At 73.7% G+C, this 26,293-nt stretch carries 23 protein-coding genes; 11 read left to right on the plus strand and 12 right to left on the minus strand.

What is annotated here, in order from left to right; genetic code table 11:
* The first annotated feature begins 41 nt into the window (after window positions 1-41).
* Window positions 42-572 carry a DUF2165 domain-containing protein gene (locus ACH4K4_RS01580; RefSeq protein WP_398163980.1) on the plus strand — a complete coding sequence of 177 codons (531 nt, stop codon included), beginning with the start codon at window positions 42-44 and terminating at the stop codon, window positions 570-572.
* Here ACH4K4_RS01580 and ACH4K4_RS01585 read toward each other — a convergent pair.
* The 5 genes from ACH4K4_RS01585 to ACH4K4_RS01605 form a co-directional block, all read right to left on the minus strand.
* Entirely contained in the window at window positions 569-1,000 is a 432-nt protein-coding gene (locus ACH4K4_RS01585; RefSeq protein ID WP_398163981.1) for a hypothetical protein, read from the minus strand. The genes ACH4K4_RS01580 and ACH4K4_RS01585 overlap by 4 nt on opposite strands.
* Before the next feature lie 64 nt (window positions 1,001-1,064).
* Complete coding sequence (locus ACH4K4_RS01590; RefSeq protein ID WP_398163982.1) at window positions 1,065-2,240, minus strand: FAD-dependent monooxygenase; 1,176 nt, start codon at window positions 2,238-2,240, stop codon at window positions 1,065-1,067.
* A gap of 132 nt (window positions 2,241-2,372) precedes the next feature.
* Window positions 2,373-3,500, minus strand: coding sequence for a methyltransferase domain-containing protein (locus ACH4K4_RS01595; protein ID WP_398163983.1), 1,128 nt, complete (start codon window positions 3,498-3,500; stop codon window positions 2,373-2,375).
* Complete coding sequence (locus tag ACH4K4_RS01600) at window positions 3,500-3,643, minus strand: hypothetical protein (protein WP_398163984.1); 144 nt, start codon at window positions 3,641-3,643, stop codon at window positions 3,500-3,502. Before ACH4K4_RS01600 ends, ACH4K4_RS01595 begins: the two co-directional genes overlap by 1 nt.
* Before the next feature lie 288 nt (window positions 3,644-3,931).
* Window positions 3,932-7,132, minus strand: coding sequence for a bifunctional cytochrome P450/NADPH--P450 reductase (locus ACH4K4_RS01605; RefSeq protein ID WP_398163986.1), 3,201 nt, complete (start codon window positions 7,130-7,132; stop codon window positions 3,932-3,934).
* A 105-nt stretch (window positions 7,133-7,237) separates the two neighbouring features.
* Between ACH4K4_RS01605 and ACH4K4_RS01610 the strand changes: the two genes are divergently transcribed.
* The 9 genes from ACH4K4_RS01610 to ACH4K4_RS01650 all read left to right on the plus strand — a co-directional run bounded on the left by ACH4K4_RS01610 (window position 7,238) and on the right by ACH4K4_RS01650 (window position 17,541).
* Window positions 7,238-7,900: a helix-turn-helix transcriptional regulator gene (locus tag ACH4K4_RS01610; protein ID WP_398163988.1), complete on the plus strand. Its 663-nt coding sequence runs from the start codon at window positions 7,238-7,240 to the stop codon at window positions 7,898-7,900.
* A gap of 117 nt (window positions 7,901-8,017) precedes the next feature.
* Window positions 8,018-10,879, plus strand: coding sequence for a peroxidase family protein (locus ACH4K4_RS01615; RefSeq protein ID WP_398163989.1), 2,862 nt, complete (start codon window positions 8,018-8,020; stop codon window positions 10,877-10,879).
* A gap of 88 nt (window positions 10,880-10,967) precedes the next feature.
* A complete protein-coding gene (locus ACH4K4_RS01620; RefSeq protein ID WP_360130397.1) occupies window positions 10,968-11,429 on the plus strand; it encodes a universal stress protein in 462 nt (153 codons plus the stop codon).
* Between the two features lie 202 nt (window positions 11,430-11,631).
* Entirely contained in the window at window positions 11,632-12,828 is a 1,197-nt protein-coding gene (locus tag ACH4K4_RS01625; protein ID WP_398163990.1) for a hypothetical protein, read from the plus strand.
* A gap of 76 nt (window positions 12,829-12,904) precedes the next feature.
* Window positions 12,905-14,413: a glycoside hydrolase family 3 protein gene (locus ACH4K4_RS01630; protein WP_398163991.1), complete on the plus strand. Its 1,509-nt coding sequence runs from the start codon at window positions 12,905-12,907 to the stop codon at window positions 14,411-14,413.
* Between the two features lie 71 nt (window positions 14,414-14,484).
* Window positions 14,485-15,141: a papain-like cysteine peptidase gene (locus ACH4K4_RS01635; protein WP_398163992.1), complete on the plus strand. Its 657-nt coding sequence runs from the start codon at window positions 14,485-14,487 to the stop codon at window positions 15,139-15,141.
* Window positions 15,138-15,896, plus strand: coding sequence for a PIG-L deacetylase family protein (locus tag ACH4K4_RS01640; RefSeq protein WP_398163994.1), 759 nt, complete (start codon window positions 15,138-15,140; stop codon window positions 15,894-15,896). The genes ACH4K4_RS01635 and ACH4K4_RS01640 overlap by 4 nt, the downstream gene beginning before the upstream one ends.
* Window positions 15,893-16,678 carry an ABC transporter ATP-binding protein gene (locus ACH4K4_RS01645; RefSeq protein ID WP_398163996.1) on the plus strand — a complete coding sequence of 262 codons (786 nt, stop codon included), beginning with the start codon at window positions 15,893-15,895 and terminating at the stop codon, window positions 16,676-16,678. Before ACH4K4_RS01640 ends, ACH4K4_RS01645 begins: the two co-directional genes overlap by 4 nt.
* Entirely contained in the window at window positions 16,675-17,541 is an 867-nt protein-coding gene (locus tag ACH4K4_RS01650; RefSeq protein WP_398163998.1) for an ABC transporter permease, read from the plus strand. The genes ACH4K4_RS01645 and ACH4K4_RS01650 overlap by 4 nt, the downstream gene beginning before the upstream one ends.
* 48 nt (window positions 17,542-17,589) lie before the next feature.
* Here the strand turns inward: ACH4K4_RS01650 and ACH4K4_RS01655 are convergent, their stop codons facing one another.
* A complete protein-coding gene (locus ACH4K4_RS01655) occupies window positions 17,590-17,808 on the minus strand; it encodes a dodecin (protein ID WP_398164000.1) in 219 nt (72 codons plus the stop codon).
* Window positions 17,809-17,965: 157 nt separating this feature from the next.
* Here ACH4K4_RS01655 and ACH4K4_RS01660 point away from each other — a divergent pair, with 157 nt between their 5' ends.
* A complete protein-coding gene (locus tag ACH4K4_RS01660; RefSeq protein ID WP_398164001.1) occupies window positions 17,966-19,411 on the plus strand; it encodes an amino acid permease in 1,446 nt (481 codons plus the stop codon).
* Window positions 19,412-19,481: 70 nt separating this feature from the next.
* Here ACH4K4_RS01660 and ACH4K4_RS01665 read toward each other — a convergent pair whose 3' ends face one another.
* From ACH4K4_RS01665 to ACH4K4_RS01690, 6 genes are all read right to left on the minus strand, one after another.
* A complete protein-coding gene (locus ACH4K4_RS01665; RefSeq protein ID WP_398164002.1) occupies window positions 19,482-20,162 on the minus strand; it encodes a transglycosylase SLT domain-containing protein in 681 nt (226 codons plus the stop codon).
* 589 nt (window positions 20,163-20,751) lie between these two features.
* On the minus strand, window positions 20,752-20,964 hold the full coding sequence (locus ACH4K4_RS01670; RefSeq protein WP_398164004.1) for an EF-hand domain-containing protein: 213 nt from the start codon (window positions 20,962-20,964) through the stop codon (window positions 20,752-20,754).
* A 47-nt stretch (window positions 20,965-21,011) separates the two neighbouring features.
* The gene (uvrA, locus tag ACH4K4_RS01675) at window positions 21,012-23,444 is read right to left on the minus strand and encodes an excinuclease ABC subunit UvrA (protein WP_398164006.1); all 2,433 of its coding nucleotides are present in this window, start codon (window positions 23,442-23,444) and stop codon (window positions 21,012-21,014) included.
* An 84-nt stretch (window positions 23,445-23,528) separates the two neighbouring features.
* Window positions 23,529-24,812, minus strand: a complete 1,284-nt coding sequence (locus ACH4K4_RS01680) for an NAD(P)/FAD-dependent oxidoreductase (RefSeq protein ID WP_398164007.1) — start codon at window positions 24,810-24,812, stop codon at window positions 23,529-23,531.
* The gene (locus ACH4K4_RS01685) at window positions 24,809-25,003 is read right to left on the minus strand and encodes a ferredoxin (protein WP_030022493.1); all 195 of its coding nucleotides are present in this window, start codon (window positions 25,001-25,003) and stop codon (window positions 24,809-24,811) included. Before ACH4K4_RS01685 ends, ACH4K4_RS01680 begins: the two co-directional genes overlap by 4 nt.
* Window positions 25,004-25,050: 47 nt before the next feature.
* Window positions 25,051-26,280 carry a cytochrome P450 gene (locus ACH4K4_RS01690; RefSeq protein WP_398164009.1) on the minus strand — a complete coding sequence of 410 codons (1,230 nt, stop codon included), beginning with the start codon at window positions 26,278-26,280 and terminating at the stop codon, window positions 25,051-25,053.
* Window positions 26,281-26,293 lie beyond the last annotated feature (13 nt).

Raw genomic sequence — 26,293 nt, forward strand, 5'->3', positions numbered from 1 at the left:
CAGCACTCCACCGCAGGCCAGGGAAACCAGGGGGACCGGGAATGCCCGCCACCAGACCGTCGCAGGCCCTTCCGCTCGCGGCGACCGTGCTCACCGGCACGGTCGCGCTCTACATGGCGCTCGTCGCGTTCGGCAACATCACCGACTTCGGCACCAACCAGGCGTTCGTCCAGCACGTCCTGGCCATGGACACCACCTTCAAGGACCCCGACCTGATGTGGCGCGCCATCGAGTCGCGCACGCTCCAGAACACCGCATACGTCCTGATCGTCATCTGGGAAACGGTCGCGGCACTGGTCCTCGTCGCGGCAACCGCGCGGTGGGCACGGGAACTGCGCCGGGGCGCCGGATACACCGGCGCGCGGCGCTGGAGCACCATCGGCCTGCTGATGGTGCTGCTGCTCTTCGGCGCGGGCTTCATAGCCGTCGGCGGCGAGTGGTTCGCCATGTGGCAGTCACAGAGCTGGAACGGACTGGAAGCCGCCACGCGGAACTTCGTGGTGGCGGGCGTCGCACTGGTGATCGTCCAGCTACGGGCCGCCGACGAGCGACAGGCGAGCGGGCGCGGCTAGAGTTCCACGGCTGTGCTGTGAATCCTCATGGGGCCGCCCTCCGCGTCCCAGCGGAACAGCACTCCGGAACGGTCGACGCGATGCCAGACCTCCTCCGGATCGAAAGGCGCGCACTCGGTGATCCGGTAGCCGTCTTCGGCCAACGCGGCGACCGTCCGGTCGAACGCCGGAACGGGTTCACGCCTGCGCCGCCCCGGTGCGCTGGGGAGGGAGACGACGCCGCCATCGGACTCGACCTGCAGATGCCAAAGTCTTCCTCCGCCGGTGAACCCCAACTCCAGATCGCCGTACAGGCAGTAGACCGGATCCGGGGCCTCACTGGCGAACGCGTCCGGCCCGCCCCAGCGGGCCACCACGTCGCGGTAGTGCACTCCGGGTGCGGCCGCACCCAGTCCTCCCGTCCGCAGAAGCCCCGCGAGACCTGTCACCGGCCTTCTTCCCTCCTCGGCTCACGGGCGCGCGGACCGACTCGAACGCGCCGGCCACCGGCACTCACCACTCGACGCGGTAGCCGGTGAGCCACGTGTCGGCGCCGTCGCCGCCGCGTGCGACGCTGCGCGGCAGCATCACGTCGCGCACCACCCGCCGCAGCGTACCCGGTGCCGCCCGGCGGGCCATGAGGGCGCTGTGCGCGACCACCCGTTCCACCCTGGCGCGGCGCAGTTCCTCGTACGCGGCGAAGGCCCACCGGGGCTCGTGCCGGTCGCGCAGGCACTTGGCCAGGACCACGCCGTCCTCGATCGCCATCGAGGCGCCCTGGGCCGCGTTGGGCGCGGCGGCGTGCGCCGCGTCGCCGATGATCACCATGGTGTCGGAGTACCACCGCGGGGTGGTCGCGAGGTCGTAGGCATGGGAGCCGACGATGTGGTCGCCGGTGGCGCGGACGACGCCGGCGGCCGGGCCGCGGTCGCCTTCCAGGAGCGCGGCGACACGCTGCCGCCACTGCTCGGCGGTGACGGCGGCCAGGTCCCGGCGGGACCGCTCGGGGCCCGGCGCGTCGGCGAACCACCACACCTCGCCGTCCGGCGCCGTGGTGCAGCCGAAGAAGATCCGCTTACCGTAGATCATGGTGTAGGTGTCGGGCGCGGACGGCGGCTCGACGTCCCGGGTGTAGCCGCAGACGGTGTTCTGGCCGGTGTAGCGGGGGCGGGGCGCCGCCGCGTCGATCATCTTGCGGACGACCGAGTGGATGCCGTCCGCGCCGATCAGCAGGTCGCCCTCGGCACGGCTGCCGTCCGCGAAGGAGGCCACCACCCGCCGGTCGCTGACGGTCTCGGCAGCGACCAGCCGCTTGCCGTGCCGCACGGGTATCCCGCGGCGGCGCGCCTCGTCGTGCAGTACGCGGTAGAGCGTGGCACGGGTGAGCGTACGGGGGCCCATGCCCGCCCCGCCGGCGGAACCCGCCAGCGGACGTTCGCCGAGCCGCTTGCCCGTACCGCTGAGGAACTCCACCCGCTCGGCGGGGAAGGAGTTGGCCACGACCGTACCGTGGGCGCCGATCACGCGCAGCGCCTCCAGCCCGTTGGCGAAGACGACGAGGAAGGCACCGACGTCGTCGGCGCCGGACGGGTACGCCTCGAAGACCTCCGCGTCGATGCCCGCCTTCTGCAAGGCCATCGCGGTCACCGCTCCCGCGATGCCACCACCGATGATCAGAGCATGGGTCATGGCGTCCCCCCAGGTGAATCGCCGGCCGCGGCGCGGAGCCCCGCCCCGCCACCGTCCAGACTGCCGCCGGCGGACGACGGGAGCCAGACCCGTGCGCGGGGCCGGCTCCCGGAGCCCGCGCCGCCGGACCGGTCAGGGCCGCAGCGCGGGAACGACGCGCGCAGGCCCGATCACGGCGTCCGGCGTGCGCAGCCAGATCCGAAGCTCCCCGTCTTCGGTGAGCGTCGTCCCGAAGTCGCCGAGCGGCGGCCGGCCGGCCGCGACGTACTCCCGCCGGACCTCCAGAAGCTCCTGCCACAGGTCGCGGCCGCGGCCGTAGACCGCAGCCCAGCCCTCCTCGGCCAGAACCCCCGATCCGGCCCCGTCCCAGAGAAAGAGCCGGTCGGACGACCCGGTCATGTGTACCCCCGGCAGTCGGGCACCGGCGTACAGCCCGAAGGCCAGGCCCGACAAGCCGTCCAGCTGCCCGTCGAGCAGCTCGTGACAGCGCTGTGGCGTGGTTCCGTCCACGGCCGACGACGCCGTGGACCGGTGGGCACGCATCGGCATGTACGAGGCACCACCGCGGAAGGAGCCCGTGACGACCCCGGTCGCGGCGTCCTTGACGAACTGCGCCAACAGCCCGGAAGAGAAGTCGCGCACCAGCGGGGCGACCAGGACACCGCCCGGCCGCAGCTGGCGCAGGAGCGCGGCCGGGACCGTACGCAGCGCGCACGTCGCGATGACGCGGTCGTACGGCGCACCCGGCGCCCACCCGGCCGCGCCGTCCGCGACGTGCACGGCAGGCGCCAGGCCGGCCCGCGCAAGGTTCTCCCGGGCCCGCGCCGCCAGGGTCCCGTCGATCTCGACCGACGTGACGTTCGCGTCACCGATGCGCAGACACAGCTTCGACGCCACGTCCCCGGTGGCCGTTCCGATCTCCAGAGCCGTCATCCCGTCCCGGAGGTCGAGCAGGCCGAGCATCTTCGCGACCATGGACGGCATGGAGTTGGAGGAGCTGGCCACGCCCGGCCCATCGGTCCGGCCGTCGTCCACCTGGGTCACCACCGGCGAGTCACTGTAGATCAACCGGTACCGCGTGTCCGCGTCGGTCACCGGCTCGCACCGGTCCGGCCGCTGGACCCAGACCTGCTCCGGCAGCCAGTGCTCGCGGGGGACGCGTTCCCAGATCTCCCGCCACGGCGGCACGAGCAGGCCGCCCGCGGCCACCTTGCCGACCAGCGCGGCCTGGCCTTCGTGAACTCGCGGCTGAAGGGGCATCACAGGTTCAGTTCTTCATCCATGAGCACCTTGCCGTTACCGTCCGGGGACGGCGGGTCCGGCGGCGGTGTCCAGGGCTTGTCGCTCGGCGGGCCGGCGTGCTTACCGTCGTCGGCCAGAATTTCCATACGGAGTCCGCGCACGAGGTACCTCCTTCATGTCCCTGCGGGCCTGTTCGTGGCAGTAGAGGGATGCCCTGTTCCGCGGAAAGGAATCAAGAGCAGACCAGCACCGGCACCGGTGCGGAGGGGCGCACGGAAGCATACGCAGTTCGGAGAACTCAGCCGCACCTCGCCACGCGAAGCTGCCGCATCGGGCAATGCCATCGACCTCGACCGAGACCATTTCGGCACCTGAGGAACCTGCTCGCCCGCCCCACCCTCTGCCGGTGCGGCAGGGGTGGGGCGCAGGTCGCAGGGTGGTGTCGGCGGTCAGCCTGCCGCGTACACGTCTTCTATGTAGCGGCCGGCGGCCGTCAGGTCGCGGAGCCAGGTCTCGGCCTGTTCGTCGGTGGCGCCGGTGCGGGCCGTGTGCAGCTCGCGGAAGGCTGACCGGACGCCCGGTGCCATGCGGCTGCCGTCGCCGCAGACGTATACCCGGGCCCCGGCGTCCAGCAGTGCTCCGACCTCGTCGGCCTCGGCGGTGATGCGGTGCTGGACGTAGCGGCAGTTGTTTTCGGGGCGGGTGCTGAATGCCGGGCGGAGCGAGATCGCGCCGGCGGTCTCGGCCGCTCGTAGTTCGTCGGCGTGCAGGTAGTCGGCGTCGGGGGCGTCGCAGCCGAAGTAGAGGAGGGCGGGCGGCAGTTGGCCGTCGGTGAGGGCGGCCAGGCGGTCGGCGACGGCGCCGCGGAAGGGGGCCAGACCGGTGCCGGCCGCGACCAGGATGACCGGTGCCGGGTCGGCCGGGTCGATGCGGAACGCCTCCCGGCAGGGCTGGACCCGGGCCAGGACGGTGTCGCCGGGCGCCAGGGTGTGCAGGTGGCCGGAGCCGGTGCCGCCGGGGAGCAGGGAGACCATCAGGTCGGCGTGGTGCGGGTCGGCGGCGGGCGAGGAGGACAGGGAGTAGTGGCGGATGCGCAGCGCGGGGAGCAGGTCGAGGAGGACCGGCCAGGGCAGTGCGCCGCGCAGTGCCGGGTACGCCTCGACGAGGTCGATGACGCTGCGGGTGTCGTCGTCGGCGAGCGCCTGGAGGGCGGCGCGCTCGGGCGGGCAGTGGTTGTGGGCGGCGAGGGCCGTGAGCTGCTCGGGGGTCGGCCGCGCGGCCAGCTCCACGTGGTGGGTGAGCAGTTGCCGTACGGTCAGCGGACGGTCGACGGGCAGGGTGTCGCGGCTCGGGCGCCCGGCGCCCGCGCGAATGTCGAGGACGGTGTCGAGGTCCACGCCCAGTACCCGTGCCGCGCGCTCGACCGCCGCGGGGCCGTTCGCCGGGAGTACGGCGAGGTGGTCGGCGGTGCGGTAGGTGACGCCGTCGGGCAGGGCGAGGCGCAGGAAGCGCTTGACGCGGGGGTGGCCGGGGGCGGTGAGGTCGTACGCCTCGGTGACGGTCATCGGCCGGAGGCCGTGGCGGCCGGCGAGGGCGTCCAGGGGGCTGCCGGAGACCTCGCGGACGGTGTAGGACGTGTCCGTGGCGTCGGCCGCGGCGTTCGCGCCGATCGTCGCCGGGTCGCCGTACCGTACGAGCAGTTCGGTGCGGAGCGCGGCCGTGAACGCCTTGACGGCACCGTTCAGGTCGCCGGACGCGTCGGCCTCGCCGCGTGGGAGGAGCCGCTCGGCGCCGAGGGCGGCGAGGCGCTCGTCCACTACGGTCGGCACGCGCTGGTACGTGGCGGCCCAGTTGCGGTCGCCGACCCCGAGGACCGCGTACGGCACGCCCTCGGCCCGCGCCTGTGCGCTCTCCAGCCACTTTACGAAGCGCGCCGCGTCGTCCGTCGGCTGGCCGTTGTAGGAGGCGGCGACGATGACGACCGGACGGTCCGTGGGGAGCGCGTCCGCCGCGTCGTCCAGCGGGGCCACCTCGGTGGTGAAGCCGAGGCCGGCGGCCTCGTCGGCGATGCGCTCGGCGAAGTCGCGGCAGGTGCCGTAGTTGGTGCCGTGGAGGAGGAGCAGGGCGGTGTCCTGACGGACCCGCGTGGGCAGGCCGTCGTCCGTGCCGGGCCGCGTGCCGTCCTGTTCCGCCGCGCCGCCGGGCAGTACCGCCAGCGCCGCGCGCAGAGCCGCCCGGTCGGCGGCCGTGCGCCTGGCGAGGGTGAGCGTGAAGCCGTCCGGCTTGAGGGTCAGCGTCTCCTTGACGTGCAGCTGGTAGTCCGCGTGGTCGATGAGACGGTAGCGGTGCACCAGCATGGCGAGCAGCATCGTCGCCTCGTGGAGCGCGAACTGCCTCCCGATGCAGGCGCGTTCGCCGGTGCCGAAGGGCTTGTACGCGTGCGGGGAGCGGGCCGCCTCGGCGTCCGGCGCGAACCGCGTGGGGTCGAACAGCTCCGGGTTGTCGCCCCAGGCCGGGTCGCGGTGCAGCATCGGCGTCAGGACGGTGACCAGCTGGCCCGCCTTCACCGGGTAGCGGCCGCCGAGCAGGGTGTCCGTACGGGCCTGGCGGGAGAAGGCGGCGGCGGTGGGCCACAGGCGCAGCGCCTCGTTGAGGACCTGGCGGGTGAAGGGCAGCCGGCCGACGTCCTCGAAGGACGGGTCGGGGTCGGTGTCGTCGCCCCACAGCTCGTCCGCCTCGCGCTGGGCCAGGCGCAGCGCGACCGGGTCCTTGGCCAGGTGGTAGAGGGCGAAGGACAGGGCGCCCGAGGTCGTCTCGTGGCCGGCGATGAGGAAGGTGATGACCTGGTTGCGGATGTTGGCCAGGTCGAGCGTGGTGCCGTCGGCGGGGTGGGTGGCGCCGAGCATCAGGCCGAGCAGGTCGTCGAAGCCCTCGTGCGCGCCGCCGTCCTCGCCCGTGCGGGAGGCGATGACCTCGTCCACGACCGAGGCGAGGTAGTCGGCGTCGGCCCGGAAGGCGGCGTCCTGCTCGGTGTAGTCGCCGTCCGGCTTGCGGCCCAGGCGCTTCATGCTCCACTCCAGGCAGCGGACCATCGCCTCGACGAAGGGGTGCGTGGTGTCGCGGGAGAACGACTCGAAGTCGAAGCCGAAGCCGGCCAGGCCGATGGTGTCCAGCGTCATCCTGGTCATGTCGTCGGGGACGTCGGCGGGTGTCCCGTCGGCCGCGCGGCGGTCCCAGGCGGCGAGCACCCGGCGCGCCACCTTCAGCATCGCGGGGTGGTAGGTGCGCATCGAGCCGAGCGCGAAGGCGGGCATGAGGATGTCGTGCGCCTTGGCCCAGTTCGGTTCGTCGTTGTACGCGGTGAACAGGCCGTCGCCGGCGAACTCGCGGACGTTTTCCAGCGCGACCGCGATGCCCTTGGCGAAGCGTTCCTCGTCGGCCAGCTCGGTGACCAGTTCCAGCGAGGAGACGAACATCGCCTCGTGGTCGTGCAGCCGCCGCCGGAACACCGGGCCGTGCTCGCGGGCCAGGTCCATGGCCTGCTGGAGGGGTGTGGAGCTGAGGCCGGTGGCCGACACGTCGACGACCGGCACCTCCTCGGGAAGGCGCTCGGCCGCGTCGGCCGCCTCGCACGTGATCGTCTCGGTCATGACTCAAGCGTGACCCGCCCGGTGTACCGTGCGACGCCGGGTAACTGCATGATTGTGCAGTGGTTTTTCGCTGTCCGCTCTTGCGGCCTGACCGGAGAAGGAGCAATGGACGAGACGACGGCGGGCGGCCCGGCGGGCCCGTACGAGACGGGCTCCTGGCACAACCACTTCCTGATCCTGCTGGACCGCATTCCCGTGCCGGTCGCGGTGTGCACGGTGTACGGCGACGTGCTGATCGCCAATCCGGCGATGGCCGCCGAGTGGGGCGCGGCCCCCGGCCGGCTGCGCGGCCGCAACCTGCTGGACCTCTTCCGCCCCCGCTCCCAGGCGCAGGTGGACCGCCTGGTCGACGCGCTGCGCCGGGGCCGCAGGTCCCGGTACCCGGTCGGGGTGCGCTGGCGGGTCGGCACGGACGGCACGGAGCGGGAAGGCGAGTTGACGGTCGATCCCGTCGGCGACCCGTCGGAGTACCCGCCCGCCCTGCTGGCTCTGCTCCGCGTCCACGACGACGCGCCGCCCGCCGCGGCCCCGGCCCGTGCGGCGGCCAGCCCCGTCGAGACCCGCATCCTCGCGCTGGCCGCGTCCGGCGCCACCACCGCCACCATCGGCGGCCGGCTCGGCCTCACCGTCGACGGAGTCAACTACCACCTCACCCGCCTCTCCCGCCGCTGGCGCGTCCAGGGCCGCGCCGCCCTGGTCGCCAAGGCGTACGTCCTGGGCGTCCTGGCCCCGGGGGTGTGGCCGCCGGCGCCGGCCGGGGACTCCTGACGGCCCGTCCGCCACTTACCCCAAAGATCCACGAATCCGCCCGAAACGAACCCTGTCGGGCGGGCAGCGGGGCGAGTAACGTCAAGCGCCCTTGTTCCGTACGGAGGGTGTCCTGCCATGGCCGACACCGTGAGTCACACGCAGTACGAGACGTACGAAGGCGGCAGCCCGGAGGCGGAGCGGGTGGTCTTCGAGGAGCTGGCGCGGCAGTTGATGCGGGTGCAGCTGAAGAACAGGAAGAGCAGCGGGGCGGCGGGCGTCGAACGGGCCTTCCACGCCAAGGCCGCGCTGGGCGTGGAGAACGCCCGGCTGCGCTTCGACGACGAGCTGCCCGCGGCGCTGGCCTCCGGGTTCGCACAGCCGGGCGCGGAGTACCCCGCGACGGTGCGGCTGTCGAACGCGAGCGGTACGGCACAGCCGGACATCGCGCCCGACCTGCGCGGGATCGCCGTGCGCGTCGAGGTGTCGGCGGAGGAGACGCACGACCTGCTGGCGACCAACTTCCCGGTGTCGCACGCGCGTGACGCACGGGAGTTCGTGGCGTTCGCCAAGGCGATGGCGGGGGCCGGCAACACCCTGCAGAAGGCGTTCGGGCTGCTGGTGAAGCTGCCGCTGGCGGTGGGCTGGAGCACGGCCGCACGGATGCGCCGCAACGTGCGGGCCGCCTCCCGGCACGCGGTCGGCTCGCTGGCGCGCGAGACGTACTGGAGCCGCGGCGCGGTGCTGTGGGGCGAGGCCGGTCCGGTCCGCTACCAGCTGCGGCCCACGCCCGGCGGCACGCCCGCGCCGCCTCCCGACCGGCACGACCCGGACCTGCTGCGCCACGAGCTGGCGGGGCGGCTGGCGCTGGCGGACGTCGAGTTCGACCTGTGCGTACAGCGTTTCGTGAACGAGAAGTGCACCCCGGTCGAGGACGGCGCGGCGCAGTGGCGGGAGGCGGACGCGCCGGTGGTCCCGGTCGGGCGGCTGACGATCCCCCGGCAGGACGTGACCACCGCCGAGGCCCGCTCGGCGGCCCGCCGGGTGGAGGCGCAGGCGTTCAACCCGTGGCACACCACGGACGACTTCCGCCCGCTGGGCAACCTCAACCGGGCGCGCAAGGCCGCGTACCGGGCGAGCGCCGGGCACCGGCTCGGCACCCGGTTCCGCACCGGGGAGCCGCTGCGCAACACCGTCGTCGGCGTGCCCATGCGGGCCGCCTTCCGCGCCGTCAACCGGTATGTGCCCTGGCACAAGCTGCCGCTGGACCTGAGCCTGCTCAACCTGGTGGCGCTGCGGCAGGCGCTGCGCCGCTTCAACCTCATCGACACCGAGGTCCCGGAGGCGCCGCCGCGGGCCGTGCCGGTGCCGGAGACGGTGGACGAGGGCGCGCGGACGGCCCGTACGTACGACGGCTCCTCCACCGACCTGTCGGAGCCCCGGATGGGCGCGATCGGCTCCACCTTCGGCCGCAACCTCCAGCCGGTGTACCGGCCGGACCTGGACGACGTGCCGAACCCGGTCACCACGGCGCGCGAGCTGCTGCACCGTACGGCGTTCCGGCCCGCGTCCTCGCTGAACATCCTCGCCGCGGCGTGGATCCAGTTCCAGGTGCACGACTGGGTCAACCACCGGCGGTACCAGACCGGCGAGCGGTCGGTGGAGGTCCCGATGCCGCCCGGCAGCGCCTGGACGAACAGGCCCGGCGGGCCGCCCGAGGACGTGATGCGGTTCGCCGAGAACATCGGCATCGAGCGGCCGGGCGAGCCGCCGCTGCTGTTCACCAACACCACCTCGCCGTGGTGGGACGGCTCGGAGGTGTACGGCGGCGACGAGGCCACCGCGCGCTCGCTGCGCGAGCCGGACGGCGCGAAGCTGCGCCTGGAGGACGGCCACCTGCCGGTCGGCGCCGGCGGCATCCCGCTGACCGGCTTCAACGAGAACTGGTGGCTGGGCCTGAGCGTGATGCACACGCTCTTCGCCCGGGAGCACAACGCGCTGTGCGACGCGCTGCACGCCGAGTACCCCACCATGAGCCAGGACCGGATCTACCACACCGCCCGGCTGATCGTCTCGGCGCTGATCGCGAAGATCCACACGGTGGAGTGGACTCCGGCGATCCTGGCCACCGAGGCCATCGACGTCGGGCTGAAGACCAACTGGCAGGGCCCGCCGGACAAGTGGCTGAGCAAGCTGGGGCTGTGGCTGGTCGAATCGCACGCCCTGCGCGGCATCCCCGAGACCCTGCCCGACCACCACAAGGTGCCGTACTCGCTGACCGAGGACTTCGTCACCGTCTACCGGATGCACCCGCTGATCCCGGACGACTACGAGCTGCGCGAGCACCGCTTCGGGCAGCGCGTGGAGAGCGTCACGTTCGACGGCATCCAGGGCGTGGCGGCCGAGGCGGTGGCCCGCAAGACCGGGCTGACCGACACCCTGTACTCGTTCGGCATCGCCCACCCGGGCGCGATCACCCTGCACAACTACCCGCAGGCGCTGACCCGCTTCGAACGGGACGGGGAGATCATCGACCTGTCGGTGGTCGACCTCGTACGGACCCGGCGGCGCGGGGTGCCGCGCTACAACGACTTCCGTGCGGGGCTGCGCAAGCCGCGGGTGGGCCGCTTCGAGGACATCAGCTCCGATCCGGAGACGGTGGCGCGGCTCAAGGAGGTGTACCGCAACGTCGACGAGATCGACACGATGGTGGGGCTGTTCGCCGAGAACCCGCCGAAGGGCTTCGGGTTCAGCGACACCGCCTTCAGGATCTTCATCCTGATGGCGACCCGCCGTATCCAGTCCGACCGGTTCCTGACCGTCGACTTCCGGCCCGAGCTGTACACGCCGCTCGGTATGGACTGGATCGCCCGCGGCGGCATGAACTCGGTCATCCTGCGGCACTGCCCCGAGCTGGCCGCGATGCTGCCGCGCGACGCGAGCGCCTTCGCGCCGTGGCGGCCGGTGCTCCCGGTGCGCGGCGACGGCCCGGGTTCGTGAGGGACGCGGCCGCACCGCGCCACCGGGGGTGCGCGCCCCGGCGGAGCCCTGCCGGGGCGCGGCAGGAGGCGCCCGATAACCTCCTCATGTGGAGGAGAACACGCCCGCGCCTTTCGAGCGCGGTACGGACGGCCCGAAGGTCATCGTCGTCGGCGTCGACGGCTCGGATTCGTCGTGGCGCGCCGCCGCCTACGCGGCGGGGCTGGCCCGCCGGCAGGGTTCCATGCTGGCCCTGGTGTACGTCCAGCCGGTGCTGCCGGCCGGGGCGGCCATGGGGGCGCCGGTCGTGGACGCCACGAGCGAGGTCGCCGAGGAGCTGATGGCGGAGATCCGCGAGGCGACGGAGCGCGTGCAGGGGATGTACGACGTGCGCTGGGAGTTCCACACACTGCGCGGCGACCCGTACAGCGGCATGGTGCGGATGGCCGACGAGCTGACGGCGGACGCCGTGGTGGTGGGGGCCTCGGAGTCCGCTGGGCACCGGATCATGGGGTCGGTGGCGGTGCGGCTGGTCAAGGCGGGCCGCTGGCCGGTGACGGTGGTTCCTTAGCCCGTCCGTCACGGTCCGGGTGCACGGGCGCCCGGACCGGCCCTTTCCGGCCACGGTCGCGGCCGGAATGCACACCTCAACCAGATTGGTCTGGACCACGCCGACGGCGGCGGTTAGGGTCCTTGCGAACGGCGCGCCACCCACCGCAGTCCTCGCATCCCCCGCTTCGCTCCCCCGCCAGCTCCGCACCTGGGACCGGTCCATGATCGAAATCGTGGTCGTACTCCGGGTCGAGGACGCCGTCCTCGACTTCCTCTCCGTCCTCCTCGACCCCGACCCCGGCGGCGGCCCGGCCACCGTGGTCCTCGCCGACCGGGGCACCGTCCTCCCCCTGCCCGCCGACGCGACCCCGGCCGAACGGCTCGCCCTGCTCGCACCGCACGTACGGTCCGGCACGGACGACGCCGCCTCGCCGGGCCCCGAAGCCCTCGCCGACCTGGTACGCAGGGCCGCCGACGGCCGCTCCGCACGCGTGTGGACCCACTCGCCGGCCGACAACCGGCGCAGCCGCGGCCGCGTCGGCCGGGACACCGCCATCGCCTGCGCCGGGTTGGCGCGATCCGCCGGCGCGACCGCCACGCCGCTGCTGACCGTGCGGCACGCCGTCGGCTACTCCCCCTACCTCCAGTTCGTCAGCGACCTCGACCGCCCCCTCGGACGGGCACAGGTCGCCGCCAAGCTGGACTTCGCCAACGACGCGTGCGCCGCGCTCCTGGACACCTCCTCGCCGGAGTTCGTGGTGCAGACGCCGCGCATCCCCGCCGTCGAACGGTTCTTCGCCGCCGACCCCGGCGAACGCGAGCGGCTCTTCGCGCTGCTCGCCAGCCTCGGCGACGAGGCCGCCGCGGTCGCCGACCCGTGGGAGTTCGCCACCTCGCCGTACGAGGCGCGGCGCCTGGACACGACCGCTGCCTGGGTGCGGCGCCACTGTCCGCCCGAACGGGGGCCCCTGGTCGAAGTGGGCGCCTGCGAGGGCGCGTTGACCTCCCGGCTCGCAGCGGACGGCTTCTGCGTCCACGCCACCGAACCCAACCCGCACTTCCGCGCGCGGCTCGCCACCGCCCAGGCCGGCAGCGGTTCCGTGCAGGTCCGCTCCGACGACCTGGCGGGCCTGGCCAAGGACGGCCCGGCGGGCGCCGCCTACCTGCTGGTCGAAATGCTCTACTACGGGCAGGACTTGACGCTGCTCGACGACCTGCCCACCGACCTGCTCTTCGTCGCCCTGGAGCCGGAGGCGATCCGCACGCGGCTACGCCCGTGGCTCGCCGGGTCCGCGGCATGGCGGACAGTGGAAGAGACCCGGCTCGTCGCGCCCCGGGTGGAGCCGGTCTGCGGCGGCCGCGCGTACCTGAGCAAGCGCGGCAGCGTCGGGCTGGTGCTGCGGCGCGCCGGCGCCTGACCCCGCCGCGCCGCCGACTGCCGCGGCCCGGCCGCCCCACCTTCTCCCCGTACCTCCCGTACCGGAAGGCTCCGCCATGCGCGCCGACATCTCCCTGGTCAACGCCTGCCTGCTGCCGGCCTACGCAGGTCGCTCGCCCGCCGACTGGATCCTGCGCGCGGCGGAAGCGGGCCTGGCGGGCGTCGGCCTGTTCGGCACCAACTTCCCCCCGGGCGCCGGGTCCCTGCGCGAGGAGGTCACCGGACCGCTGCGCGCCGTACGCCCGGACCTGCTGATCGCGCTGGACGAGGAGGGCGGTGACGTGACCCGGCTCGACTACCGGCGCGGCAGCGTCTACCCGGGCAGCCACGCGCTGGGCGCGGTCGACGACACCGGGCTCACGCGGGAGGTGGGCGCGGCGATCGCCCGCGACCTGCGGGCCGAGGGCGTCAACCTCTGCCTGGCCCCGTGCGCGGACGTCAACTCCCGGCCCGACAACCCCATCATCGGCGTCCGCTCCTTCGGCGACCGCCCGGACCTCGTGGCGCGGCACACCGCTGCATACGTCCGGGGCGTGCAGGAACTCGGCGTCGCCGCCACCGTGAAGCACTTCCCCGGGCACGGCGACACCCGTACCGACTCGCACTCCGCGCTGCCGGACATCGACCGCGACGCGGCGTCCCTCGACGCGGTGGACCTGCCGCCGTTCCGTGCCGGCATCGCGGCCGGCGCCAAGGCCGTGATGACCGGCCACATCCGGCTCTCCCGGCTGGACGGCCTGCCCGCGACGCTGAGCCGGCGGATCGTCACCGGCCTGCTGCGCGAACGGCTCGGCTACCGGGGCGTGGTGATGACCGACGCGCTGGAGATGGCCCCGGTCGTCCGGCGCTGGGGGTACGGCGGCGCGGCGGTGGCCGCGCTGGCCGCCGGCGCCGACCTCGTGGTCCTCGGGGCGACCGACGGCGAGAAGCTGCTGCCCGAGATCCACGACGCCGTCCAAGAGGCGCTGGACCGGGGCACGCTCACGTTGGAGCGGGTGGCGGAGGCGGCCTGCCGGGTCGCGTCGCTGCGCGCCTGGGCCGACCCGGGCCGACGCGCCGGGGAAGCGGGCGGGCCGGCGGCGGACGAGCCGTCGCCGCCCGTCGGCCTGGCCGCCGCCCGCCGGGCCCTGTGGGCGCACCGCGTGCCCCGGCCCGCCGGCGGCCGCCCGCTGCACACCGTACGGCTGGCCACCGTCGCCAACCTGGCGGTCGGCGAGGCGCCTTGGGGGCTGCGCACCCCGCTCCTGGGCCTCGGCGCGCTCGCCTCTGCCACGGACGTCGAGCCGGGCACCGACCCCGCGGCGGTCCTCTCGCCGGACGGTGCGGGACCGCTCGCCGTGGTCGTACGGGACGCGGCGCGCGACCCCTGGCAGCTCGCGGTCCTGCGGGCGCTGCGCGACCGGCGCCCCGACCTGGTCACCGTGGACATGGGCCTGGCGCCGAACGGGCCGCTGCCCGGCGACGCCCCGGCGACGCTGTTCACCCGCGGCGCCGGGCTGGCCAACGCCGTCGCGGCGGCGGAGTACCTGAGCGGCCGCGTCTGGCGCGGTCCGCTGCGCACGTGAACGGCGGCCCGCCCCGGCGCGGCACCGGGCACACGGGAGGACGGCCACGGCACGGACGAGGGGGTACCGGCGTGTACGACAGCTGCGTGGGGCTCGGCTACCACTGCGAGTCCACGTACCAGATCCGGCGCTTCACGGGCGTCGGGCGCGCCCACTTCTTCGACTGGCTCGACCTGGACTTCGAGTCGGTCGTGGAAGCCGTGGCGGAGGACTTCCGCAACGTGCTGCGGCCGGGCCTGGCCGAGCCGTTCGACGAGGGCCGGTGCGCCCTGGACCGCGGCTCCGACATCCGCTTCTACCACGAGTTCCACCCGGCGGCCGGTGCCGGCGCCCCGCTCACCCAGCAGGACATCGACGACCAGTTCCCCAAGGTGCGGGCCAAGTTCGCCGCGCTGGCGGCACGCTGGCGGTCCCTCGCCCGCTCCCCCGCCCGCGTGCTGTACGTCCATCACGACGCCTGGGACGAGCTGACCGCCGCCGACCTGCGCCGCCTGCGCGCGGTGATCGCTGCGCAGCACCCGGGCCACCGGTTCGCCCTGCACTGGGTGCGCCGCACCACGCCGCCCGACGCCGCCGCGCTCGGCCCCGGCATCACCTGGGCCACCGCCGCCGCGGCCCCCGGCCGCTGGCAGGGCGACGACGCCGCCTGGGACGCGGCCCTCGCCCCCGTACTCGGCACGCCCCGGCGCGTGTCCGCACCGCCCCCGGCACTAAGGACCCCCGCATGACGCCTCCCCCGCCGCGCACCGTCATCCTCTCCCCGCACTTCGACGACGCCGCCCTCTCCCTCGCGGGTCTCATACCCCTGCTTCCCGCCCCGGTGACCGTGGTGACCGTCTTCGGCGGCGCCCCCGCGGGCGATCCCCCGGTCTCCTGGTGGGACAGCACCTGCGGTTTCTCGACGGCCGCTGAGGCGCACCGCGCCCGGCTCGCGGAGGACGCGCGGGCCGCCGAGCTGCTCGGCGTCTCCCAGGCCGTACTGGACCACCCCGACGGCCCGTACGGAGACGGCGGGGAACTGACCGGCATCGACGCCTGCTTGTCCGGGCTGCCGGCCCCGCTCCCGCTCGTCCTGCTGCCCATCGGGACCAACCAGCCCGACCACGAACGGGTCCGCGACCGCGCCCTGCGCGTCCTCGCCGGTCTCGGCGCGCCGCTGCCCCTGCTGTACGCCGACCTCCCGTACACCGGCCACCTGCCCGAGTGGGGCACCCCGGACGCCGACCGCGCGCTCAGCGCGAACCCGGCCTACGGTCCCGCGTACCGGGACCTGCTGGCCCGCTACACCCTCGGCGTCGCGCACGACCTCGTCCTCACCGACGAGCAGTGGGCCCGCAAGCGCGCGGCGGTGCTCTGCTACGGGTCGCAGCTCGCCCCGCTGGCCGCCGACCACGGGAGCCTGCTGGCCCGCGGCGGGCCGCTGCGGGCCGAACGCGTCTGGTCGCCGGCCCACCGCCCGCAGCCGGCCGGGGAGGGCGCGTGAGCGAGCCCGTCCTCCAGGCGCGCGGTCTGGTCAAGGACTACCGGCGCGGCCGGGTCGTCGACGGCGTACGGCTGACCGTGCACGAGGGCGAGCGGGTCGGCCTGCTCGGGCCCAACGGCGCGGGCAAGACCACCACTCTGCTGATGTGCCTGGGCGCGGTGGAGCCGGACGGCGGCAGTGTGCACGTGCTCGGCCACCGGCTGCCCGCCCGGCGTGCCGCCGCGATGCGCGGCGTCGGCTTCGCGGCCGGCTACCTCCCGCTCCCCGACCGGCTGCGGGTGCACGAGTACCTGCGGCTGTACGCGGATCTGTACGGGCTGCGCGCCCCGCGCGCGGCGGTGGCGCGCGCCCTGGACCACTTCGGCATCGGCCACCTGGCCACCGCCATCGGCACGGAACTCTCCAGCGGGCAGCGGACGCTGGTCGGCATCGCCAAGGCGGCCCTGCACACACCCCGGCTCCTCGTCCTGGACGAGCCCACCGCGGCCCTGGACCCGGACATCGCCCTGCGCGTACGGACCGGGCTCCTGGACCTGTGCGCGCGGCACGGCACCGCGCTGCTGGTCACCAGCCACGACATGGTCGAGGTGGAGCGGCTGTGCGAGCGGGTGGTCTTCCTCGCGGCCGGGCGGGTGACCGCCGACGGCACGCCGGAGGAGGTGGCGCGGCAGTTCGCGCAGCGCGACCTGGAGGGGGTCTTCCTGCACCTCGCGGAGGAGCGCGACCGCGAGCGCGACCGGGTCCGCGACGGCCGGGACCGGGCGGGGGCCGGTGCCGGATGAACGCCACCGAAGCGTACGACCTGCACGGGCCCGTCGCGGCCAGTGCGCACCGGGTACGCGCCGTCGCCCGCAGGCACTGGCTGGTGCTGCGCCGCAGCCCGCACCGGATCTTCGACGTCCTGGTCTGGCCGGTCGTCGACACGCTGCTGTACGGCTCCATCGGCCTGTTCGCCGCGAAGGCGGCCGGCGGCGGGGCGGGCGCGGACCAGGCCGCTGGCCTCGGTACCGGGCCGACGCTCGCGGTCTTCCTGCTCAGCGGCACCGTCCTGTGGCATCTGGTCCACCAGACGCAGATCTCCCTGGCCACCGGGTTCCTGGAGGAGACCTGGTCACGCAACGTGGTCGGGCTGCTCAGCACGCCGCTGCGCGGCTGGGAGTACCTGGCGGGGGTGGGCCTGTTCGCCCTGGTCCGCACGGCGCTGAGCGCGCTCGTGGTGGCCGCGCTGGCCTATGGCGCGTACGCCTTCGACGTGACGTCGCTGGGTCTCGGGCTGATCCCCGTCGCGGCGCTGCTGCTGCTCTGCGGCTGGGCGGTGGCCCTCGCGGTGGTCGGCCTGGTCCTGCGCTACGGCAGCGGGGCGGAGGCGCTGGTCTGGGGCGGGCTCTCGGTGGTGATGCCGCTGTCCGGCGTCTTCTACCCGGTCGACACGCTTCCCGCGCCGCTGCGGCCGGTCGCCGAGGCGCTGCCCACCACGCACGTCTTCGCGGCCGGCCGGGCCCTGGCGGCGGGCGGGCCCACACCGTGGCACGAACTCGCCGTGGCCATGCTGGGCACCGCCGCACTGCTGGTCCTGGCCCTGTTCTTCCTGGGCCGCATGCTGGCCGCCTTCCGCCGCCGCGGCCTGGTCACCCGCTATTCGTGACGCGCAGGGGCGCGCCTGGCACGCGCGCCCCGGCCCGCGCGGGGCTGTTCAGCCCTCGCCGTCCTCCAGCCGGAAGCCGACCTTCAGCCCGACCTGGTAGTGCTCGATCTCGCCGTCGACGATGTGGCCGCGCACCTGCGTGACCTCGAACCAGTCAAGGCCCCGCAGCGTCTGCGCCGCCCGCTTGACGCCGTTGCGGATCGCGGCGTCCACGCCCTCCGGGGACGTCCCCACGATCTCTGTCACCCGGTACGTGTGATTCGACATGTCAGCTCCTCGGTCCTGCCGGTGTCGGTGCTCACGCCCCGGGTGCCCGGAATCACCGGTTCCACTCGGGTAGGCCAGGGAGTCGCCTTCCCCTGCCGCCCCCGAAGGGCCATGATGACCGGCCGTCGGCCGACGACGGAGAGGGAATGGTGTGGCGATGCGCGCGGGGCAGGGAGTATGGCGTCGTAAACCGATCGAACTCATCCAGGAGACGGAGGGCGGCTCGGGCGAACAGCTCAACCGGGTGCTGGGGCTGTGGCAGCTGACGGCCATCGGCGTCGGCGGCATCATCGGAGCGGGCATCTTCACGCTCGCCGGGACGGTGGCCAACGGCAAGGCGGGCCCGGCCGTCCTGCTGTCGTTCCTCGTAGCGGGCGTGGCCAGCGCGGCGGCGGCCTTCTCCTACGCCGAGTTCGCCGGGCTCATCCCGAAGGCGGGCTCGGCGTACACGTACGGCTATGCGGTGCTCGGCGAGCTGGCGGGCTGGTTCATCGGCTGGGACCTGCTGCTGGAGTACACCGCGATCGTGGCGGTGGTCGCGATCGGCATCTCCGGCTACTTCAGCTTCCTGCTGGGCGAGACGGGGGTGGAGCTGCCCGCCTGGATGCTGGGGGCGCCCGGTACCGGCGAGGGGCACCGGGTGGACCTGTTCGCGGCGGTGCTGTGCCTGCTGATCGCCTACCTGCTGACCCTGGGCATCAAGAACGCCGCGCGCTTCGAGACGATCGTGGTGGGGCTGAAGGTCCTGGTCGTGCTGCTGGTCATCGGCGTGGGCTTCTTCCACGTCAAGACCGGGAACTACACGCCGTTCTTCCCCTTCGGCGTCAGCGGCGCCTTCACGGGCGCGGCCACGGTCTTCTTCGCGGTGTTCGGGTACGACGCGATGAGCACCGCGGCGGAGGAGTCCAAGGACGCCCAGCGCCACATGCCGAAGGCGATCCTCTACTCGCTGGCGATCTCGATGGTGCTGTACGTGCTGGCCTGCCTGGTGCTGACCGGCATGCAGAACTACACGGACATCGACCCGGAGAGCGGCTTCTCCTCGGCGTTCAAGTCGGTGGGGCTGAGCGGCCTGGCCGATGTGATCGCGGTGGGCGCGATCATCGGCATCCTCACGGTCATGTTCACGTTCATGCTGGGCGTGACCCGTGTCTGGTTCAGCATGAGCAGGGACGGCCTGCTGCCGAAGTGGTTCGCCAAGACCCATCCGAAGCGGCACGTGCCGACCCGGGTGACGTGGATCGTGGGCGTCGCCTCGGCCGCCATCGCGGGCTTCCTGCCGATCGGCGAGGCCGCCGAGCTGACCAACATCGGCATCCTGCTGGCGTTCGTGGTGGTGTGCGTCTCGGTGATCGTGCTGCGCTACAAGCGGCCCGATCTGCCGCGCACGTTCCGCACCCCCGGCATGCCGGTGGTGCCCGCGATCGGGGTGGTCTTCTCGCTCTGGCTGATCACGTTCCTGGAGTGGCAGACCTGGGTGCGCTTCGCGGTGTGGTTCCTGATCGGCCTGGTCTTCTACTTCGCCTACTCCTACCGGCGCTCCGAGCTGGCGAAGGCGGAGCGGGAGATCGACGGCCTGGAGGACCGCGAAGGGCGGCGGTGACCGCTGCCGCACACGCCGGAGCGCCCCGGGACCGTGGTCCCGGGGCGCTCCGGCGTTTTGGTGCGCGGGCTCAGTACGCGGAGTTGACGTTGTCCATGGAGCCGTAGCGGTGGGCGGCGTAGTTGGCCGCTGCCGTGATGTTGGCGACCGGGTCGGTCAGGTCGTTGGCCGTGCCCTCGACGTGGTACGCGTCGAAGGTGGGCTGGATGACCTGGAGCAGACCCTTGGACGGGATGCCGTTCTTGGCGTTGATGTCCCAGTCGTTCACGACGTTCGGGTTGCCGCTGGACTCGCGCATGATGTTGCGGTGCAGGCCCTCGTAGCTGCCGGGGATGCCCTTCTCCTTCATGATGGCCAGCGATTCCTTGATCCAGCCGTCCAGGTTGTTCGCGTAGTGCGGCTTGGAGGCCTCGACCGGCTTGCGGTCGGCGGCACGGCTGGCGGCCTCCTTGGCGGTGTGGCCCTGGGCGGCCACGGCCGTGACCTTCACCGTGTCGGCGAGGTTCGCGGCCTGCTGAACGTCCTTCTCGGCGCCGTTGCCGGCCTTCGGGTCGGCGGCCTTGGTCTTGGCACCCACCGGCTGGCCGTTCGCGGAGACCGGCTGCACGGCGGACGACGCGGCGGCGTGCGCGTCGCCGGTCGCGGCGGGGACCGTCAGCGCCGCGGTGGCACCGGCGGCGGCCAGCACGGCGACGGAGAGCTTGTGGGTCTTGGTCACGCGGACGGAACGGAGCAGAGTGGGCATCGGCATGCGGGAAATCCTCTTCCAATCACTGAAATGGGCGGGCGGCAGCCATTGGCAGGATGTTCGAGCAGGAAGCCACTGGCGGCACATGAACCGAGTGGCTTTGTCCGCGTCCGCCCCGAAGGCATTTACGCGACGCTCCAACCCGGCGCCTCAGCAATGATTAGCGACGCCCAAATCGGAAAGCAATAGAGACTTTGCGGGTATCGACTACGGCCCGGCTACGTAGCAAGTTCGCTGCTCGCCCGGTCAGTCCGGGCCCCGTGGCCACCGGGCGGCAGCGGCCCTTTACTAAACAGGGCCGTAAAGGACGGAAGTCCCGTGCCGCGCGTCACAATCGGCGGCGGACGAGGCACTTCCCAAAAACCGCTTGAAATGGCCCCTGGCGCCGCTTTCTCGCCGCACCGGCGAGAACCTTGTGCTCCGCGTCACGCTTTACCGCAGAACTCCGGAAAGCAGTGGCGCCGGTCACTGCGGAAAGGGGATTGATCGGAGGAGTCTATGAACCCGATAGGATTCCGGGAAACAAAAACGCGACCGGCCTCGGTGGCCGGCCGCGTCCGCGGCGTCGTGCGGGCGGCATGCGCCCGGGGCGTCAGCCCTGCAGCGACTTCCAGAACTCCTCGAAGGAGAGCTTGCCGTCCGCGTTCCCGTCCTTGGCCGCGATGACGGCCTCGGCGACCGGGCCGGTGACGTAGGGGTCCCCCATCTCCGCCATCGCGCGCTTGTACTCGTCCGCGGTGACCAGCCCGTCGCCGTCCGCGTCGAACCGGTTGAACGCCGCCTTGGCCGCCTCGATGTCTGCCACGGGTGTGCCCCCTTGAATCGCTGTCTCGCTGAGTTGACGTGGGTACATTAACCGACCGTCACCACGCCCCGGCGCGCCAGGTAGGCCGCCGTGCGGCTCTCCGCCACCGCCGCCACCTCGGCCGGGGTACCGGCGGCCACGATGCGCCCGCCCGCCGAGCCGCCGCCGGGCCCCAGGTCGACGACGTGGTCGGCGCCCGCCACCACGCCCATGTCGTGTTCGACCACCACGACGGTGTTGCCCGCGTCCACCAGCCCGTGCAGCTGCCGCAGCAGGACCTCGGTGTCGGCCGGGTGCAGTCCGGTGGTGGGCTCGTCCAGCAGGTAGAGAGTGTGGCCACGGTGGGCGCGCTGGAGTTCCGTGGCCAGCTTGATGCGCTGGGCCTCGCCGCCGGACAGCTCGGTCGCGGGCTGCCCCAGCCGCAGGTAGCCGAGGCCGACCTCCTGGAGGGTGCGCAGGCTGCGCGCCGCGGCCGGCACGTCGGCGAGGAAGTCCGCCGCGGCGTCCACCGTCATGCCGAGCACGTCGGCGACGGTGCGGCCGCGGTAGGTGATCTCCAGGGTCTCCGGGTTGTAGCGGGCGCCGTGGCAGGCGGTGCAGGGCGCGTACGTACCGGGCAGGAAGAGCAGCTCGACGGCGACGAAGCCCTCGCCCTGGCAGGTCTCGCAGCGCCCGCTCGCGACGTTGAAAGAGAAGCGGCCCGCCGTGTAGCCGCGGGCGCGTGCCTCGTCGGTGGCGGCGTAGACCTTGCGTACGGCGTCGAAGAGCCCGGTGTAGGTGGCGAGGTTGGAGCGCGGAGTGCGGCCGATGGGCTTCTGGTCGACGCGCACGAGGCGGTCGATCGCCTCCAGGCCCTCGGCCCCGGCGAGCCGCGCCCGCGCGGCGCCCTCCTCGTCCTCCTCCGGCCCGGCGCCCAGGTGATCCGCGACGGCGTCCGCGAGGACCCGGGTGACCAGCGTGGACTTGCCGGACCCGGACACGCCGGTGACGGCCGTGAAGACGCCGAGCGGGAAGGTGGCGTCCACCGAGTGCAGGTTGTGCAGGGTGACGCCGTGCAGGGACAGCCGCCCGGTGGGCTCGCGGGGCGGGCGCGTGGCCGGCGGCTCGTCCTCGAACAGGAAGCGCCGGGTGGCGGACTCGGTGACCTGCGCCAGGCCGGCGACCGGGCCGCTGTGCAGGACCCGCCCGCCGCGCTCGCCCGCCTTCGGCCCGATGTCCACGATCCAGTCGGCGCGCCGCACCACGTCCATGTCGTGCTCCACGACGAACAGCGAGTTGCCCGCCTCTTTCAGGCGCCCGAGGACGGTGAGCAGCGCCTCGGTGTCCGCCGGGTGGAGGCCCGCCGAGGGCTCGTCCAGGACGTAGACGACGCCGAAGAGGCCGGAGCGGAGCTGGGTGGCCAGCCGCAGCCGCTGGAGTTCGCCGGCGGACAGGGTGGGGGCCGCGCGGTCCATGGCGAGGTAGCCGAGGCCCAGCTCGCTGAGCACGTCGATCCGGGCGACGAGGTCCCTGGCCAGGGCGGGCGCCACCCCGTCGTCCGCGGCCCCGGCCGTCGGGCGCAGCAGCTCCGCCAGGCCGCTCAGCGGCAGGCCCGACAGCTCCGCGATGTCGTGGCCGGCGAAGGTGACGGCCAGCGCCTCCGGCCGCAGCCGCCGCCCGCCGCAGCCGGGGCAGGGCGCGGAGACCAGGTACCGCTGGACGCGTTTGCGCAGCGTCTCGCTCTTGGAGTCGGCGAAGGTGTGCAGGACGTAGCGCTTGGCGCTCTGGTACTGGCCCTGGTACGGCCGGTGGATGCGGCCCGCTTCCCGTACGGGGTGCACGGTGACGACGGGCTGCTCGTCGGTGAACAGGATCCAGTCCCGGTCGGCGGCGGGCAGGTCGCGCCAGGGCTTGTCGATGTCGTATCCGAGCGCGGCCAGCACGTCCCGCAGGTTCTTGCCCTGCCAGGCGCCGGGCCAGGCGGCGATGGCGCCGTCCCGGACGGACCGCGACGGGTCCGGTACGAGCGACTCCTCGGTGACCCGGTGGACGCGGCCCAGGCCGTGGCACTCCGGGCAGGCGCCGGCCGCGGTGTTCGGCGAGAAGGCGTCGGAGTCCAGCCGTTCCGGCGCGTCGTCCGGGTAGGTGCCGGCGCGCGAGAAGAGCATGCGCAGGGTGTTGGACAGGGTGGTGACGGTGCCGACGGAGGACCGGGAGGTGGGGGCCGAGCGCCGCTGTTCCAGGGCGACGGCGGGCGGCAGCCCGGTGATCTCCTCGACCTTCGGCGCGCCGACCTGGTGGATCAGGCGGCGGGCGTAGGGGGCCACCGACTCGAAGTAGCGGCGCTGGGCCTCGGCGTAGACGGTGCCGAAGGCGAGCGAGGACTTGCCGCTGCCGGACACGCCGGTGAACACGGCGAGGGTGTCCCGCGGGATGTCCACGTCGACGGTGCGGAGGTTGTGCTCACGGGCGCCGCGCACCCGTACGTACGAGTCGGTCATGCCTTCCATGATCGGTCACGCCCGTGTGCGGCACGCGGGCCCGCCCCTTCGGTCGGGGCGGGGCGGGCCCGCGGCCGGGTCGGGTCAGGCGACGGCGGCCCGTACGCCCTCGCACGCCTCGTCCCAGGGGGCGGGCGTGGCGATCAGTGCCCGCAGGCCCCGTACCTGGCGGGGCGGCAGCCCGATCGCCAGGACGCCGGTGGCCTGCCCGCCGTGCCCGTACAGGGCGACCGCCTTGCGGGCCTCCCGGTCGACGACCGTGGCCGCGGTCCGGTCGGCGCCGGTGAGCACGCCGTACGCCTGGATCTTCAGGGCGTACTGGTCCGACCAGAAGTACGGCACGGGCGTGAAGGGGCGGCGCTCCCGCCCGGCGGCGGGTGCCAGCGCGCCGTTCCCGCCGTCCGGCAGGGTCTCCGCCAGCTCGGCGAGGAGGTTGCGGGCGGCGGCCATGCCCTGCTCGGTGGCGTTCATGCGGTGCTCGACGCGCAGCTCGCGGCCGTGTACCGGGTGCTGCCAGCGGGCCACGTCGCCGGCGGCGTAGACGCCGGGCGCGGCGGCGCAGTACGCGTCGCAGCGCAGCCCGTCGGTGGTGTCCAGGGCCGGGTCGCCGCGCAGCCAGCCGACGGCCGGTTCCGAGCCGATGGCGACGAGGACGGTGTCGGCGGGCAGCCGGGTGCCGTCGGCCAGCCGTACGGCGGTCACGTGCCGCACGGGCCCGTCCCCGTCCGCCTCGAACCCGCCGACGGCCGCGGTGCGCAGCCGTACGCCGCGCGCCCGGTGCTCGGCGGCCAGCAGTTCGCCGATCTCCGCGCCGACCGTGCGGGCCATCGGCAGCGGCTCGCGCCCGACGAGCGTGACCTCGTGCCCCAGCTCGCGGGCCACGGCCGCCGCCTCGCAGCCCAGTACGCCGTTGCCGACGACCACGAGCCGCCGGCCGGTGCCGGACAGCCGGGCCTTGAGCGCGAGTGCGTCCTCCAGGGTGCGCAGGGTGTGCACCCCGTCGAGTCCGGCCGCCTCCGGGAGGGTGCGGGCCGCGACGCCCGTCGCGACGATCACGCCGTCGCAGGCCAGCCGTTCTCCCCCGGCCAGCGTCAGGGTGCGGGTCGCGGTGTCCAGCGCGGCCGCCCGGGTGCCGAGCCGCAGGTCGAGACCGAGGGCGTCGAGCTGGTCGGCGGCGCGCAGGTGCAGCTTGCCGGGCTCCCAGGCGCCCTGGAGGAGCTGCTTGGACAGCGGCGGCCGGTCGTACGGCGGGTGCGGCTCGTCGCCGACCAGGGTCAGGGTGCCGGTCCAGCCGAAGCGGCGCAGGGCCTCGGCGGCGGCGAGGCCCGCCGCCGAGGCGCCCACGACGGCGATGCGGCGGGGGCTCACTCGTGTACCTGGATGACGGCGGCCGGGCAGATGGCGGCGGCCTCGCGGACCATGTCGTGCTGGTCGGCGGGCGGCGCGGCGTCCAGGAGGACGACCACGCCGTCCTCGTCACGCTGGTCGAAGACGTCGGGGGCGATCAGCACGCACTGGCCGGCGGCGCAGCACTTGTCGGCGTCGAGGGTGATGTTCATGGCGCAAGACTCCTGAGGAGGAAGGTGGGGCGGGCGGGAGAGGGGTGTCACCAGGTGACGGGCAGGGCGTGGCAGCCGTAGATCGCCATGTCCGTACGGAACGGGATCTCGTCGACGGGGACCGCGGGCCGCAGGCCGGGGAAGCGGCGCAGCAGGGTGCCGATGACGACCTGGAGCTCGACGCGGGCCAGGGCCTGGCCGAGGCACTGGTGGATGCCGTAGCCGAAGGCGACGTGGTGCTGGGCGTTGGGGCGGCACACGTCGAGCGCGTCGGGGTCCTCGAAGACCTCCGGGTCGCGGTTGGCGGACGGTACGGCCACCACCACGCCCTCGCCGGCCCTGATCAGCTGCCCGCCGATCTCGATGTCCTCGGTGGCGGCGCGGCGCGGGCCGTTGCGGATGATGCTGTGGAAGCGCAGCAGCTCCTCGACGGCGCCGCGGATCAGGCCGGGCTCGGCGCGCAGCCGGTCCGCGGTCTCCTGGTCGCGCATCAGGGTCAGCGCGCTCAGCCCGATCATGTTGGCGGTGGTCTCGTGGCCCGCGATGAGCAGCAGGGCGGCGAACGCCACGACGTCGTCGTGGGTGATCTCGCCCGGCACCTGCTGCTCGGTGATCAGGCGGCCGAGGATGTCGTCGCCGGGCGCCGCCTCCTTGGCGCTCACCAGCTGGTGCAGGTAGGCGCGGAGTTCGCCGCGCGCGGTCTCCCGCTCCTCGTCGCCGACGGTGCGGGACAGCAGGGTGCCGGTGAGCCGCTGGAACACGTCGTGGTCGTCGTACGGGACGCCGAGCAGCAGGCTGATGACGAGCGAGGGCACCGGCAGCGCCAGCGCCTCGACGAGGTCCACGTCCTGGCCCGCGCGCTTCTCCATGGCGTCGCACAGCTCGTCGGTGAGCCGCTGGATCTCCGGGCGCATCGCCTCGACGCGCTTGACCATGAACTCGCGGGTGACCATGCGGCGCAGCCGGGTGTGCTCCGGCGGGTCCATGCGGATGAAGCCGCGGTGCTCCGTGGTGGCGCCGCCGGTCATGCCGCTGAGCGGGTAGCCGGGGCGGGTGGTGTCGGAGCTGAAGCGGGTGTCGCCCAGGATCGCGCGGATGTCGGCGTAGCGGGTGGCCAGCCAGGCTTCGGAGCCGTCCGGCAGCGAGATCTTCGACAGCGGCGCCTCGGTGCGCAGCCGCCCGAACTCGGCGGGCGGGTCGAACGGGCAGCCCTGCGGCGGCTGCACGGGCAGCGGCGCCGGCGCGACGGGCGGGGCGGATGCGGGGGAAGTGGTCATGTCGCTCCTTGCG

The sequence above is a fragment of the Streptomyces sp. NPDC017529 genome (genome assembly GCF_044329785.1).
Lineage (GTDB): Bacteria > Actinomycetota > Actinomycetes > Streptomycetales > Streptomycetaceae > Streptomyces.